Genomic DNA, 15,042 nt, shown 5'->3' with positions numbered 1-15,042 from the left:
TCCGAATAGCGGGCGAGCGGGAGAGGCGCTTAAATGTAGATGCATGCAGGGCTTACGCAAGATCCGCATGGCTTCGCTTATGCGGATCTTGTCCGCTTTTACGTCGTTCGAGCGGTTGGGCGCTTGCAGCGTTCTATCAAACTAATGATGGCCGCTTGACGCGGTTATACTTATGGGAGGCTTTCTAAGATGGTGATTAAACGGCATAAGATTACGGTTGTCGGCGCCGGCTTTACCGGTGCTACGACGGCTTTGATGCTGGCGCAGAAAGAGCTTGGGGACGTCGTGCTGGTCGATATTCCGCAGCTCGAGAACCCGACGAAGGGCAAAGCGCTCGATATGATGGAATCCACGCCGGTCCAAGGCGTCGACGCCAAGATCACGGGTACGTCCAACTATGAAGACACGAGAGATTCCCAAGTCGTGATCATCACGGCCGGCATCGCCCGCAAACCGGGGATGAGCCGCGACGATTTGGTCAACACGAACGCGGGCATCGTGAAATCCGTCTGCGAGAACATCAAAGCGACCAGTCCGGACGCTTACGTCATCATCTTGTCCAACCCGGTCGATGCCATGACATACGTGGCTTACAACGCGCTGGGCTTCCCTAAGAACCGCGTCATCGGCCAGTCGGGCGTGCTGGACACGGCGCGTTACTGCACGTTCATCGCCGAGGAGCTGAACGTATCCGTCGAGGACGTTCGCGGGTTCGTGCTCGGCGGGCACGGCGACGACATGGTTCCTCTCGTGCGGTACTCCAACGTCGGAGGGATCCCGATCGAGAAGCTGATCGCGGCGGATCGCATCGAGGCAATCGTGCAGCGCACGCGCGTCGGCGGCGGCGAGATCGTCAACCTGCTCGGCAACGGCAGCGCGTACTATGCGCCCGCGGCATCGTTGGTCCAGATGACCGAAGCGATTCTGAAGGACAAGAAACGCATCACGCCGGTCATCGCGCTGCTGCAGGGCGAATACGGCTACGATAATTTGTTCATGGGCGTACCGGCGATTCTGGGCGGCGACGGCATCGAGAAAGTGTTCGAGCTCGAGCTGACCGAGGACGAGAAAGCGGCGTTGGAGAAATCCGCGAGCTCCGTTCGGAACGTGATCGCTGTCGTGAACGGCTAGCCGATACGCTTATCGCAACACTCATGAAGCACATGAGACCCTGACTGATCTGCCGTCAGGGTCTTCCTGTTTTTCCGGCCTTATGAAGCGGGTTATTTCTACTAAAGCGATTTTCAGGCGGATACCTAACACGTAAAAGGAGTGGGTCTTATGCATCTCGAAGCGCTGCAGACGCTAAAAAAGATTTACGGCTATGACAGCTTCCGCAAAGGGCAGAGCGATATCATCGAGGGGCTGCTTTCCGGCAAAGACACGTTGGCGATCCTGCCGACGGGCGGCGGGAAGTCGGTCTGCTATCAAATCCCCGCCATGCTTCAGACGGGCACGACGATCGTGGTCTCGCCGCTCATATCATTGATGAAAGACCAGGTCGATACGCTGAACCGGCTGGGCGTGCCCGCCGCGTATTTGAACAGCTCGCTCGATGCCGCCGCATACCGGGACGTCGTCAGGCAGACCTCCCAGGGCGCCTACAAGCTGCTCTACGTCGCGCCCGAGCGGCTCGACGGCGGCATGTTCGAGTCGTTGTCGGCGCAAATGCATATTCCGCTCATCGCGATCGACGAAGCGCACTGCGTCTCCCAATGGGGGCATGACTTCCGTCCGAGCTACCGCCAGTTGGCGGGCTGGATCGGCCGGCTCGAGAACCGGCCTCCGGTCGCCGCGTTCACGGCCACGGCAACACCGGAAGTATCGGAAGATATCGCGGCCATGCTCGGACTGCATGATCCGAATATTTTCGTAACGGGCTTCGCCCGAACGAATCTCACGCTGTCGGTCGTAACGGGAACGGACAAGCGCAAATTTTTGCGGGATTTCGTGCGGCAGCGGCCCGATCAATCGGGCATCGTCTACACCGCGACGCGCAAAGAAGCCGAGGAAGTGTGCGAGGATCTGTCCCGGCTCGGCATCGCGGTCGGCAAATACCACGGCGGCCTGAACGACGAGGAGCGCGCGGATGCGCAGGAACGGTTCCGGTTCGACGAGAACCGGGTGATGGTCGCGACGAATGCATTCGGCATGGGCATCGACAAACCGAACGTCCGCTTCGTCGTGCACTGGCAGATGCCGGGCGACGTGGAATCGTATTATCAAGAAGCCGGACGTGCCGGACGCGACGGCGAGGAAAGCGAATGCGTGCTCCTGTTCGAGCCGCAGGACGTCCAGGTGCAGCGGTTTCTCATCGACCGCGGTACCGCGGATCCGGAGCGCAAGACGGTTCAATTGAACAAGCTGTATACGATGATGCACTACAGCCGGTCGGAGAAATGCTTGCTGCAATACATTGTCCGGTACTTCGGCGAGGCGGACGTCCCGGAATGCGGCAAATGCAGCAATTGCCTCGACGTCAGCGCGATGGCGGACGTCACGGAAGACGCGCGCAAGGCGTTGTCCTGCGTAGGAAGGCTGAAGGGCCGGTTCGGAATCTCGATGGCGGCGAAAGTGCTGAAGGGCTCGCGCGAGAAGCGAATCCTGGAATTCGGCTTCGATCGCCTGTCGACCTATGGGCTGATGCGCCAGTGGGCGGAACGCGACATTGCCGATCTGATGTATTTCCTGGTCGCCGAAGGGTATCTGCGCATCAGCGATGGCGAGTACCCGACGGTCTCCTTGACGGCGGAGGCGCTGCCGGTCTTGGAAGGCTCCGTGCCCGTCCAGCGGCGTCAGAGCGCGTCCGTCAAACGGCGGGAGACCGGTTCCGCGGTGTCGGCCGCGAACGCGCCGTTATTCGAGGCTTTGAGGGAGTGGCGCCGGGAGACGGCGGCACGGGAGAAGGTGCCGCCGTTCATGCTGTTCTTCGATTCGGCGCTGCGGGAAATCGCGGACACGCAGCCCGTCACGTCGGAGCAGCTGCTCGGCGTGAAAGGGATCGGCGCGGCGAAAGTCAGCAAGTATGGGCATGACGTCATCGCGATCGTCAGGCAGCATAAGCAGGACGGAGCGGAAGGGCAGGCGCGGAGCGGACAGGCATCCGGCGGATTCGCCCCGTCGTCGTCGGCTCAAGCCGTCCATGGATCAACGGAGCCGCCGAACTCCGGGGACGGAGCGGGATTTGGCGCCGTCACCGGTGCGGCAGGAGGCGACGAGTTGGCCCGACTGGCGGAACTGCCAAGCCATGTGCAGACGCTGACGCTGTTCGCCGAAGGCAAGTCGCTGGCCGAGATCGCTTCGCTTCGCGGAATGAGCCGCGTGACGATCGAGAACCATTTGCTTCGCTGCGGGGAAGAGGGCGAGGAGCTGCCTTGGGGCGATTTCATTCCCGAGCGTCACGAGGCGCTGATCGTGGAGACGATCAGGGAGATCGGCACGGAAAAACTGAAGCCAATCAAGGAGGCGCTGCCGGAAGAGGTCGATTATTTCGCGATCAAGGCCGCCATCGTGAAGCACCGCCTGTCGCAGGCCGGCGAATAAAGCGTTTCTTTGTATTGCCGGGTCAGTTTTAGTATACTTAAGCGTGACTATATATCTACCGAGGAGGACGCTTGATGTTAAGTTTTATGTTGTTTTTGCACGTGATCGGTGCAGCCGGATTGGGGTTCTACATCGCCCTGCCTTTCATGGCCGGACGCGCGTCCAAGCTTGACGGCGGCGGACAAGCCGGACTGGCCGACGGACTGGCCGCGGCGAACCGCATCGCCCAATACTTCCTGGTGCTTCAGCTTCTTACGGGCGGTTATTTGATGTCTCAAAGCGATTATAAAGTCATTTGGATGATCATCGTCATCGTGCTGTTCCTGGCGATCGCCGCGATCGGCGGCATCATCACGAAGCCGCTCAAGCGCATCTCGTCCGCGATCCAAAGCGGACAAAGCGCGTCGGCGCACATCGCGAAAGTACGCACGATGAGCGTTATTCTGCTGCTTGTCTATCTGGTGACGCTCTACTTCATGAAGTATCCGATCCTGAAGTAGGAACCGGCTGCGGACGATAGAGGAGGGGGAACGGGTGTTGAATTCGCAATCACCGGATTTGCTTACCTTCGGAGAGACGATGGCGCTGTTAATGCCGCAGGATTTCCGAAGCATCGAACACGCCTCTTCGCTCGAGCAGAGCTTTGGCGGGGCGGAGAGCAACGTGGCCATCGGCGCGGCGCGGCTGGGCTGCTCGGTCGGCTGGTTCGGCGCATTGGGCGACGATCCGTTCGGCCGGCTGATCCTGAAGCGGATCCGCGGGGAAGGCGTCGACGTATCCCGGGTCAAGCTCGCGCCGGATGCGCCGACGGGCATGATGTTTCGCGAGACGGTCGCGGGGAAGCTCGCGGTCCATTATTTCCGCCAGCATTCGGCGGCCAGCCGAATGTCGCCGGACGACCTTGATCTGGATTACATACGCGGCTGCAAGATTCTTCACGTCACCGGGATTACGCCGGCGCTCAGCGACAGCTGCCGCGAGACCGTGTTCGCGGCCGTGGCTGCCGCGAAATCGGCCGGCGCGCGCATCAGCTTCGACCCCAACCTTCGGCTCAAGCTGTGGACGGTCGAGGACGCGCGCCGCGTCGTGCTGCCGCTCGCGGAGATGGCGGATTATTTTCTTCCGGGCTGGGACGAGCTGCGCCTGCTGTACGACACCGAGGACTTCGAGCTCGTGAAGGACAAACTGTCGCGATTGAAAGCGGTCAGCGTCGTGAAGGGCGTCGGCGACACGACGGTCGTGCTGGAGAACGGCAGCGCCGTCGAGATCCCGTTCTACCCGGTTGATCAGGTCGTGGATACGGTCGGCGCCGGCGATGCGTTCGGCTCCGGATTTTTGGCCGGGCTGCTGAAGGGCATGAGCCCGGCCGAAGCCGTCCGTCTCGGCAGCATCAACGGCGCGCTCGTCGTGCAGATGCGCGGCGACTGGGAGGCGCTTCCCGACTGGACGACGGCAAGCCGCAGACTATCGGACAAAGGCTGGGTGGAACGGTAGATGGCGGAGATGCAATCGTCGAAAGGGCAGCGTCGCCGCGAAGGGATCATGAACGTGCTGAAGCGGCAGGGGCGGATCACGATCCAAGAGGTCGTGGAGCGATTCGGCGTTTCCGAAGCGACGGCCCGCCGCGATCTGGAGCTCATGGAGAAAGCGGAGCCCGTCATTCGAACGATCGGCGGCGCCATGTACGACGGCTTGAACGCGGTGCGCGAACTGCCCTTCGCCGAGAAGGAAGGAATGTCCTTCCTGGAGAAAGAGCGGATCGCCGCGGCCGCGGCCGGCCTGATCGCCGAAGGCGACGTCGTCGGCTTGTCCGGCGGCACGACCAATTATTACTTGGCGAAGCTGCTTAAGACGCGCCGAGGCATTACGGTCGTGACCAACACGGTAAACGTGGCGATGGAGCTCGCGGGCAGCGATATCAACGTCGTCGTGACCGGCGGCATGATGCGGCATAACAGCTTCGAATTGTGCGGGCCGCTCGGCGAAGGCATGGTCGCGCAGTTGAACATCGGCAAAATGTTTCTCGGCGTGGACGGCGTATCCTCGACCGGCGGCATTACGACGTACTCGGAACAGGAAGCCCAGATCGCCAAAGCGATGATCCGGCGTTCGCAGGCGACGTACGCCATGTTCGACCATACGAAGATCGGGCGCACTTCGCTGTTCTCGATCGCGTCCCTGGCGGAATTGCAGGGCTTCATCACCGACCGGGAGCTGCCGCAGCAGCTGGCTTCCATTGCGCGCGCGCAAGGCATTCAGACGGTGATCGCCTCCATCGGGCATGAAGATCCCGGCATTTAACGAGAGAGCCTGCGGCCGCAGGGACGTTCAACCGGCAAGGTCCGTATCGCGCATCGGCGCGGCGGGCCTTTTTGGTAACTTAAAAATTTCTCACCTATTTTTACCTTCCCGGATTCTCAAGATTTGGTATACTGGGAGGGATCTTATTCGAAAAGGAGAAATGATACGTGTCTGAAAAATTGATCATTGGCAGCGCATCACATTCTTACGAAGTCGCCAGCGGGTGGGGCGAACTTCCGGAAGGCATTGCTTACGGATATACGCACGGCATCGTGGTGGATGAAAATGATAACGTTTACGTACATAACACGAGCAAGGATTCCGTCGTCGTGTTCGATAAAGACGGCCGTTTCAAAACGTCGTGGGGCGCGGAATTCGAAGGCGGCGCGCACGGCTTCTACCTGCATCGCGACAACGACGGCATCGAATATTTGTATTTTGCCGACACGAACCGCTCCCTCGTCGTCAAGACGACGCTGGACGGCGACGTGCTGCTGGAAATCGGCACGCCCGACCGTCCGGACCTGTACGACGCGGAACGCCGCTACGTGCCGACGGACGTATGCGTGGCGCCGAACGGCGACATCTACGTATCCGACGGCTACGGTCAATATCATATCCATCATTACGATGCCAAAGGCGGCTACATCCGGACGTTCGGCGGCCGCGGCTCGGAGCCGGGCAAAGTCATCGAGCCGCACGGCATCTCCATCAACCTTCGCGGCGGCGAGCCGGAAATCTACGTGGCGGACCGGGGCAACGGACGGATCCAAGTGTTTACGCTCGAAGGCGAGCATAAACGTTTCGTCGATCACAACCTCGACCGGCCGTGCAGCTTCTATTTCTTCGGCGACGAAGTATACCTGCCGGATCTGGACAGCCGCATCACGGTGCTGGACAACGAAGACCGCTTGATCACGCATCTGGGCGAAGACCAGAAAGCCTATAAGCAAGAGGGCTGGCCGAACCTGCCTAAGTCGTACTACCGTCCGGACAAATTCAGCTCGCCGCACGGCGTCTGCGTCGATTCGCAGGGCAACGTGTACGTGGCGGAATGGATTTTCGACGGCCGCGTGACGAAGCTGATCCGGCAGAAGTAAATTTCCCCGACCCGCTTGCGTTGACGGTCACATACAAAAGAGCCCATGAAAGCCGCCAGTCGGCTTCCATGGGCTCTTCTTAATTATCGGCGCGATAATGCCTGGATAGACGGATGGCACAGAAGCGCCTCAGCAGAATCAATCCTGCTTCGCATGATGAACAAGCCTTCCCTGTACCCAGGTATGGCTGACGCCGGAGAAGGACGCATCCGCAAGCACGAGGTCCGCGGCCAAACCGACCGCGATCGTTCCCGTCACGTCCCGAAGGCCGAGCTGCCTCGCGGGATTGGCGCTGGCCATGCGGCTGACCTCGGCAACGCCAAGCGAGGTATGTTCGAGCACGTACCGGACCGCGTCGATCATCGTCAGCGTGCTGCCGGCGAGGCTGCCGCCTTCGCGAAGGCGGGCGACGCCGGCAGCCACATCGACGTCGAGTCCGCCGAGATCGTAGCGGCCGTCGCCGAGCCCCGCGGCCGACATCGCGTCGGTGATCAGGATGACGCGGTCGCGCGGCTTGGCCTGCACGAGCAGGCGGATGGCGGCCGGATGCACGTGGTGGCCGTCGGCGATCAGCTCGGCATGAATCCGGTTATCGCCGAGTACGGCGCCGACGGTGCCGGGTTCGCGGTGATGGAGCGCCCGCATGGCGTTGAACGTATGGACGGCCTGCGACAAACCGGCCTCGACCGCCGCTTCGACCTGCGCGTATAGCGCGTCCGTATGCCCGGCGGCCGCGACGATGCCGTTAGCGGCGAGGTATGCGATGACGTCGGCCGCGCCTTCCTTCTCCGGCGCCAGCGTCAGCTGCTTGATCGTGCCGGGATAGGCGTCGTTCCAGGCTTGCACCCAATCGAGACGCGGCGGCGAGATGTAGCCGGGATTTTGCGCGCCGGGCCACAGCTCGCTGATGAACGGGCCTTCCAAATGCACGCCTTCCAAGCTGGCGAACGGCATCGGATTCCGCCTATACGCGGCGGAGGCGCCCAGCACGGCTTCGATGGCTTCCGGCGGCGCGGTCACCGTCGTCGCCAGCATGCGCGTGGTGCCGTGCGCGGCGTGGAAAGACGTGATCGCGTCGTATGCTTCTTTGGAGGCATCCATAAAATCCGAGCCGAAGCCTCCGTGGACATGCATGTCGATAAACCCGGGCAGCAGCCAGCCGCCGCCGCCGTCGATTACGGTTGCGCCATCCGCTTGCGGACGCTCCCCGCCGACGAGAATCTCCGCTATCTTGCCGTTCGCGATCACGACGGCGGCATCTTCGACCTCAGCGTCGCCGATGACCGCGCGGACGCCTTGAATCATCCATTTTCCTTCGGCCGTGTTCATGGTTTACAACAACCTCCCTGCCTCTCGATCTACCAATACCGTAACGTTTTTGTGCGTTTGCAGCAGCGACGCGGGGCATTCCGTCGTAATCGGCCCCTGCAGCGCTTGTTTGAGGATGCCCGCTTTATCCGAGCCCTTGACGACCAGCAGGATGGATTCCGCTTTCAGAATCGAGCCGACCCCCATCGTGATGGCTTGCGTCGGAACGTCGTCGATGGAAGCGAAAAATCTCGCGTTGGCTTCCCGCGTCGCTTGTTCAAGCTCGACGATATGCGTGCCGCTCTGCAGTTCCCGGTCCGGTTCGTTGAATCCGATATGGCCGTTATGGCCGAGTCCGAGAAGCTGAATGTCGACGGCCCGTTCCTCCAGCATCCGGTCGTAATTCGCGCATTCCGCCGCCAAATCGTCCGCCGTGCCCTGGGGAAGATGAGTCTGCCCGGCCGGAAGATCGATATGGGCGAACAGATGCCGATTCATGAACCGCGCGTAGCTTTGTTCGTGATCCGCCGTAAGTCCGACGTACTCGTCAAGGTTGAAGGTAGTCGCATATTTGAAGGAAATATCGCCTTGTTGGTACAGCTCTATCATTTTTTCATAAATTCCGACCGGTGTCGAGCCCGTGGCCAGTCCAAGCGTCGACGCCGGTTTCTCCTTTAGCGCGTCTGCAAACAGCTGCGCGGCATAGCGGTCCAATTCGGACGTCGTCTCAAACATTTTCAGTTGCATCGCAAGCGCCTCCCAGTAAGTTCGTTCTGATCTAATTATAATTTATTTTGTAGGAATCGACAATTAAAATGATTGTAAAAATCATTTTAAAGATAAAAATGATCAAAATACCCATATTGAGGGATGGACTTGCTCCGTTGTCGACTCTATGCCATGATGGATGGAAATCGATGGGGATGGAAGGAGCACAATCTCAGCATGACGGACAGAATGAATGCGGAGCATGCCGTTACCGCAAACCGGAAGGGCGAGCATATTCGCATTTGCCTGCAGGAACAGGTGCAGGGCACGGGGGCGGGACCGGGCTTCGACGGCTATCGGTTTCGCCATCTGGCGCTTCCGGAAATCGCCTTCCACGATATCGATCTTGCCGTTTCTTTTCTGGGCAGGAGGCTGTCGGCGCCGCTGCTCATCAGCTCCATGACTGGCGGAACGGAGGAAACCGCGCTTATTAACGCCCGGCTTGCCGAAGCCGCCGAGACGCGCGGCTGGGCGATGGGACTCGGCTCCATGCGGGCAGCCATCGAGAACGAGCACCTCGCGTCGACGTTTCAGATGCGAAGGTTCGCCCCGAGCATTCCGATCATCGCCAATCTGGGCGCCGTCCAGCTCAATTACGGCTACGGGATCGATCAATGCCGGCGGGCGGTGGAAATGGCCGAAGCGGATGCGCTCGTGCTTCACTTGAACAGCATCCAGGAAGTGTTCCAACCGGAGGGCAACACGGACTTCCGGGGCTTGCTGCGCCGGATCGGCGAGGTATGCCGCTTGATGGACGTGCCCGTCGGCATCAAGGAGGTCGGCTGGGGCATCGACGCGGAGACGGCGGGCGTGCTGCTGGAAGCCGGCGTCGCCTTCATCGACGTGGCCGGAGCGGGCGGAACCTCGTGGAGCCAGGTCGAGAAGCATCGCGCGCGCGACGAGCTGCGCGCGGATGCGGCCGCGGCGTTCGCCGACTGGGGAACGCCGACCGCCGCGTGCGTCCGCGACATCCGGGCCGAACGCCCGGAAGCGACCGTCATCGCGAGCGGAGGCCTCGCGAACGGCGTGGACGCGGCGAAAGCGATCGCGCTCGGGGCCGATCTTGCCGCGTACGGCCGGACGCTGCTCGCCGGAGCGGCCGATCCGGCAGCCGGCGCGAGCGGCCCGCTGCAGCGCCGGATGGAACGCATCGAGTTCGAGCTGCGCGCGGCGATGTTCGGCATCGGCGCGGCGAATATCGGCCAGCTGCGGGCGACGGACCGGTTACTGCAGGTTTAGCACGGCGGCAGCAAGGGCAGACCCGTTCCAATAACGGGTGCTGCCCTTGTTTTATTTGACGAGTCCCGTGCCTTCGATCTCCACCCGGACCTTGATGTCGAATTTCAAATCGGGGTAAAGGTTTTGCCAATCCTTCCACGTCTGTTCGGTTCCGGGATGCGTGGCCCGGTAGCGCAGGCCGAAGCCGAAAGGATCCACGGCCGCCTGCTGCATTTTCTTGAACAGCTTCTTGATTTCCGATGCGATCTGCTGATTGAACAGCGCCTCCAGCTGGTTCCAATCCTCCTCGTAGACCCCGAGCGGAGCCTCCTCGAAGATGCCGCTGACGTTCAACCACAGGCGCAAGACATATTCGCCGTTTTCGTTCGCGATTTTGAAATGCGTCGCGATGTGGTCGACGTTGATCACCATGGTGTTTCCGTTCTTCACGGCCGCTACCGTCGATTTCGCGTCTTGGTTCCGAATCTGGCTGTACGTTTCCGTCTCGCCCGGCGTCAACGTTTCCATCAGCTTGGATTTGTTCAGCACGCCGAGCCGGGTAATGGCATAGCCGTCCTTGTCCGCGCGAATCAAGGGCAGCACGGGATCGATCCCGTGTTCCCTGTAGCGACGGATGAAATCGAACAGATAGACGGGCACGAGGTAGGAAGACTGCGTGCCGTCTTTGCCGAACATCAGGAACAGCGTGTTCCCGGGATAACGTTCGCTTTTCGGTTCAACCTTCAGAATGGATGCCGCATCCGGTTGACCGATGGCGACGTAAGCGATGCTCTGCACGTCGCGCCTGCGCGTCAGCCAGCGCAAGATATCGGTATAATCGCGTCGGGCCAGCTTCTCGCCGACCGCGAACAATTTGCAATGGCCGAAATCGAATTCTTTATCGACATGCGCTTTCAGCAGCCTCACGGCTTCCGCGATGGAGGTGGCTTCCATGGTGACTACCTGATTATTGCCTGCGCCGGGCTCGACCTTCGGCGAGGGCACCGCGAGCCGCAGCGTGATTTTGTAGCCTTTCGCGCCTTGATCCGCCGGGTCGATGCCCATCGCGATGACGAAAAACCGCTTGTCGATATCCCTGAAGCCGCATCCGGCCGTTGCCGCGAAGCTAAGCGCCGTCAGGGCTAGCAGCGTTATGCGAAGTATTTTCATGGCTCACCAGCTTCTTTCTTTTCCCGGATCCGAACAGGCTAAGCACGAAAACGAACAGCACCGAGACGATCTCCACGCAAGCTCGCAATACGATCCAATGGCTCGTGATTTTCAAGTTTTCCTTCTCGTTGAACCAGTACGCGTAGGCGACCGTCAGCACGGCGAACAGCCCGACGATGACCCAGTTCGAACGAGGCGTGCGCGCGGGGTCGATTGCCTCCTTTTTCTCCGGCAAACAGCTCTTGATCATTTCCATCCCCATATGCCAGCCGATCATCGCGAAGATCAGGGATAACATCAGATACATCAGCAGAAACACGAAAATGACCCGTTCGATAAACCCGTAGCTCATGATGAGCGTGTCCGAGGTGACGCTCCAGATGTACAAATAATCGGCGGCTCCTTCCGTGCCGTGGAAGCCGATGGGAATGAAGAACGACGTGAGCAGGATCAGGCTGCAGAAGATGGGCGTGCCCCAGCGAAACCGCAGCCGGAAATTCGGCGAATTCAGCCGGTTGAACATAAAGAAATTCATGTACCCCGTGAAGACGAACAACGAAGCGGCGAACGGCTTGACCTGGGGACCGCGGTTCCAATAATGGCTGACCGTCCGGATGGCGTCCCAGTCCAGCATCGGACTGTTGAAGGCTTTGAACAGCAGGAACACGATGATCGGGACGCATACGATCAGACCGACTTCCAGCACGAAGATCACCGTCAGCGTGGAACGCGTCGCGGCGTACATGCAGACGAGGCACATAAAGACCAGCACGACGAGCGAGCTCGTGTCCGGATTGAAGAAGCGATTAATGAGCACGGAAAAGGCGTACATCGTAATGGACGATGCGGTCAGCCACATGACGGCGCAGACGATCAAGATGGGAATCGTCAGCGGTTTGGGCATGAACAGGCGCAGGATCTCCGGCAGGCCTTTCCCGGGAAAGGTTTTCATGACATGCATGAAGAGCAGGGCGAGCGCGGTGCCGACGATCGCGGCGCACAGCATCGACATGATCGCGCCTTTGTAGCGGTATTGAATCAGCAAATACGGGACGAACAGCATCAGGTTCAGCAAACTGACGAGAATGACGTTGTAGAAGAAATAGCGGCTCATTACCGGCCCACCTGCCCGACGTCGCTCGATTGCGATTGCCTTCGCCCGAAGATCCGGAAGTACGGCTTGCCGAAGCTGCGCAGGTCGGCCAGGTAGACGAGGTAGCAGAAGACGCCGAACGTCACGCCGGAGATGCCGAAGAAGATCGCGGGCACGATCAAGGGATACTTCAGGAACCGTATGGCCGTCGACATGTTGTTGACGGGAATGACGAAGTTCGAGATGGCCACGACGGAGGTCACGATGATCATGATGCTGCTGACGAGTCCCGCCTGCTGCGCGGCCTGGCCGAGAATCAAGCCGCCCACGGTGGTGGCCGTCGAACCGATGTATTTGGGCAGGCGGACGCTGGCCTCGATCAGGGATTCGATCATGAACAGCATGATGAACACCTCCACGAAGGACGGATAAGGGACGGCGGAGCGGCTGCCGGCAATCGAAAAGGTCAGCTGCACCCGGAACAGCTCCGGATTGTAGGACATGATGGCGACGTAAAGCGCCGGCAGCGTAATCGTCAGCACGACGGCGAAATACCGCAGCGTGATCATGGCGCGCGTCATCCAGAAGGAGTCGTAATCGTCGTCCACCGCGTGCAGGAAATCGAAGAAGGTAGAAGGCAGGATTATCGCGAACATGGAGCCTTGCAGCAGCACGATCACTTTGCCGTCCTCGATGGCGGAGCAGACGCGGTCCGGACGCTCCGTCACCATCATCGAGGGGAACAAGCGGTAGCGGTCGCCCAGCGAACGGACGAGTTCCCCGGTAGCCGTGTAAAACGGATCGGAGATGCGCTCCAGCTTCGCGCGGATAAGGCCGAGCACGGTGGCGTCCACCCGATGCTTGTCGTAGACGAGCAGCATCCGGGTCTTGGAGATCGTGCCCACCGTGCGTTCCTCGACGGCCAGCTCCTCGCTCGGATAGCGGCTCCGAACGATGTTGATCGAATCGATCAAATCCTCGCTCAGCGAGATCTGCGGTCCCATAATGACGGTTTCCACCATCGTCTGGGGATTCTCGTTGCGGATGATCCGCGCGGCGTCGAGCTTATAGACCATGCCGTTCAATTGCAGCAGCACGAAGCCGTGAAGGAGCGTGTCGCCCCATTTGGCCGGATCGTCCAGCCGTTTGAAGGACGGATTGCGTTTGACCAGGTCCTCGAACGGATGCTCTTGTTTCGTGAACGGAACGAGGATGAAGTCGCTGACCTTGCTCTCGTCGCAAAGGGTGGAGATGTAGGCGACCTCGATGATCAGCGAGTCGTTCTGCAAGCGGTCCAACGTCAGGTCCCGCGATTCGGCGAACAAAGTTCCGATACGGTTCAGCATGGCATCACATCCTCGATCGAAGAATATCCACCCGTTTATGGAAACGGCTGGCAGCTCGATATAGTATGGATTTCCAATTCGAAAAATATGCCCCGTTCGGCATTTTGCCAGATTAGCGGGCTTACGTTACAATTGGATGAGTTGCGCCTAGGCGCGCAAAGGAAACGGCGGGAGGGGAATGGATGGACGGAATAGCAGGAAGGCCCGCCGCGACGGCATGGCCCGGAGGCATCGTGCAGGTTCGCGTGCCGCTGCCTTTCTCGTTGAAATGGGTGAACGCTTATTTGCTGCGGGATGAGCGGGGATATACCTTGGTCGATCCCGGCTTGCATACGGACGAAGCGAAGGCGGCATGGGAAGCGGCCATGGCCGAGCATCGGGTCGCGTTCGCGGACATTCATACGATTCTATTGACGCATCAGCACCCGGACCACTACGGCCTTGCCGGATGGTTTCAGCGGCGAACCGGCGCTTCGGTCCTCATGTCCGCGGAATCGCATGCGTACGCGCGGCGGCTGTGGGGACCGGACGGCGGCGCCGCTTTCGCCGCGGAGCTGGCCGCGCTCTACGCGCGGCACGGGATGCCGGCGGAAGTCGTCGCGACGTTGAGGCCGCATTTGGACAGCTTCGTCGCGAAGGTGTCGCCGCAGCCGGAAGTGCGCTACATCGAGGCGGGGCAGACCGTCCGCATGGCCGGCTTGGATTGGCTGGCCATCGACGCCCCGGGACATGCCGGCGGACAGCTGTGCTTCTATGCGGCGGAGACGAAGCGGATGATCTGCGGCGACCAGGTGCTGCCCACGATCACGCCGAATATCAGCGTCGTGCCCGGGGAAGACCACCGGCAGCTGGCGTCGTTTCTGGCAAGCTTGCGCGAGCTGTCCGCCTATGAGGTCGAGCTGGCTTTTCCGGGCCACCGGGAACCGTTCGACCGCTTCGCGCAGCGGACGGCGGAACTGGCCGCGCATCATGAACGCAGGCTCGAGAGCATCGTCGCGATGCTTCGGGAAGAGCCTTGCACGGGTTATCGGCTCTGCCTGCGGTTGTTCGGCGAGAGGATCGCCGGGGACGCGCATCATATGCGCTTTGCCATGTCGGAAACGCTGGCGCACGTCTATTATCTGGAACATCGGGGTTTGATCGGCAAGCGCGAAGCGGAAGAGCGAATCTCGTATTTTGTGTGAAGGGAACGAAG

Annotated in this window: 13 protein-coding genes; 8 read left to right on the top strand and 5 right to left on the bottom strand. The window is 60.4% G+C overall.

All coding sequences use genetic code 11. The features are described from left to right. The first annotated feature begins 189 nt into the window (after positions 1-189). The 6 genes from mdh (at position 190) to GT019_RS19510 (ending at position 6,944) form a co-directional block, all read left to right on the top strand. A complete protein-coding gene (gene mdh, locus GT019_RS19535) occupies positions 190-1,131 on the top strand; it encodes a malate dehydrogenase (RefSeq protein ID WP_161744874.1) in 942 nt (313 codons plus the stop codon). 150 nt (positions 1,132-1,281) lie between these two features. After that, complete coding sequence (gene recQ, locus GT019_RS19530) at positions 1,282-3,543, top strand: DNA helicase RecQ (protein ID WP_161744873.1); 2,262 nt, start codon at positions 1,282-1,284, stop codon at positions 3,541-3,543. A 74-nt stretch (positions 3,544-3,617) separates the two neighbouring features. Continuing rightward, positions 3,618-4,043: a hypothetical protein gene (locus GT019_RS19525; protein WP_161744872.1), complete on the top strand. Its 426-nt coding sequence runs from the start codon at positions 3,618-3,620 to the stop codon at positions 4,041-4,043. A 37-nt stretch (positions 4,044-4,080) separates the two neighbouring features. Next, the gene (locus tag GT019_RS19520) at positions 4,081-5,037 is read left to right on the top strand and encodes a sugar kinase (protein ID WP_201755477.1); all 957 of its coding nucleotides are present in this window, start codon (positions 4,081-4,083) and stop codon (positions 5,035-5,037) included. Next, positions 5,038-5,844 carry a DeoR/GlpR family DNA-binding transcription regulator gene (locus GT019_RS19515; RefSeq protein WP_161744871.1) on the top strand — a complete coding sequence of 269 codons (807 nt, stop codon included), beginning with the start codon at positions 5,038-5,040 and terminating at the stop codon, positions 5,842-5,844. A 167-nt stretch (positions 5,845-6,011) separates the two neighbouring features. Further along, positions 6,012-6,944, top strand: a complete 933-nt coding sequence (locus tag GT019_RS19510; RefSeq protein WP_161744870.1) for an NHL repeat-containing protein — start codon at positions 6,012-6,014, stop codon at positions 6,942-6,944. Positions 6,945-7,082: 138 nt separating this feature from the next. On the opposite strand, the gene nagA is transcribed toward GT019_RS19510, so the two are convergent. After that, a complete protein-coding gene (nagA, locus tag GT019_RS19505) occupies positions 7,083-8,273 on the bottom strand; it encodes an N-acetylglucosamine-6-phosphate deacetylase (RefSeq protein WP_161744869.1) in 1,191 nt (396 codons plus the stop codon). 3 nt (positions 8,274-8,276) lie between these two features. Then, positions 8,277-8,999, bottom strand: coding sequence for a glucosamine-6-phosphate deaminase (nagB, locus tag GT019_RS19500; RefSeq protein WP_161744868.1), 723 nt, complete (start codon positions 8,997-8,999; stop codon positions 8,277-8,279). A 198-nt stretch (positions 9,000-9,197) separates the two neighbouring features. On the opposite strand from nagB, the gene fni reads away from it, so the two are divergent. Next, positions 9,198-10,259: a type 2 isopentenyl-diphosphate Delta-isomerase gene (gene fni, locus GT019_RS19495; protein WP_161744867.1), complete on the top strand. Its 1,062-nt coding sequence runs from the start codon at positions 9,198-9,200 to the stop codon at positions 10,257-10,259. Positions 10,260-10,310: 51 nt separating this feature from the next. Here the strand turns inward: fni and GT019_RS19490 are convergent, their stop codons facing one another. From GT019_RS19490 to GT019_RS19480, 3 genes are read right to left on the bottom strand one after another with little or no spacing between them, the layout of a single operon-like run. Beyond that, positions 10,311-11,408 (bottom strand): Ger(x)C family spore germination protein, encoded by a 1,098-nt coding sequence (locus tag GT019_RS19490; protein ID WP_161744866.1) that lies wholly within the window; start codon positions 11,406-11,408, stop codon positions 10,311-10,313. Then, entirely contained in the window at positions 11,365-12,522 is a 1,158-nt protein-coding gene (locus GT019_RS19485; RefSeq protein ID WP_161744865.1) for a GerAB/ArcD/ProY family transporter, read from the bottom strand. Before GT019_RS19485 ends, GT019_RS19490 begins: the two co-directional genes overlap by 44 nt. Further along, the gene (locus GT019_RS19480) at positions 12,522-13,847 is read right to left on the bottom strand and encodes a spore germination protein (protein WP_161744864.1); all 1,326 of its coding nucleotides are present in this window, start codon (positions 13,845-13,847) and stop codon (positions 12,522-12,524) included. Before GT019_RS19480 ends, GT019_RS19485 begins: the two co-directional genes overlap by 1 nt. A gap of 182 nt (positions 13,848-14,029) precedes the next feature. On the opposite strand from GT019_RS19480, the gene GT019_RS19475 reads away from it, so the two are divergent. Next, the gene (locus tag GT019_RS19475) at positions 14,030-15,031 is read left to right on the top strand and encodes an MBL fold metallo-hydrolase (protein WP_161744863.1); all 1,002 of its coding nucleotides are present in this window, start codon (positions 14,030-14,032) and stop codon (positions 15,029-15,031) included. Positions 15,032-15,042: the final 11 nt, after the last annotated feature.

Source organism: Paenibacillus glycinis, from assembly GCF_009909185.1.
Lineage (GTDB): Bacteria > Bacillota > Bacilli > Paenibacillales > Paenibacillaceae > Paenibacillus_Z > Paenibacillus_Z glycinis.
The sequence above is the reverse complement of the archived record's forward strand: the minus strand, read 5'-3'. Positions and strand labels throughout refer to the sequence as shown.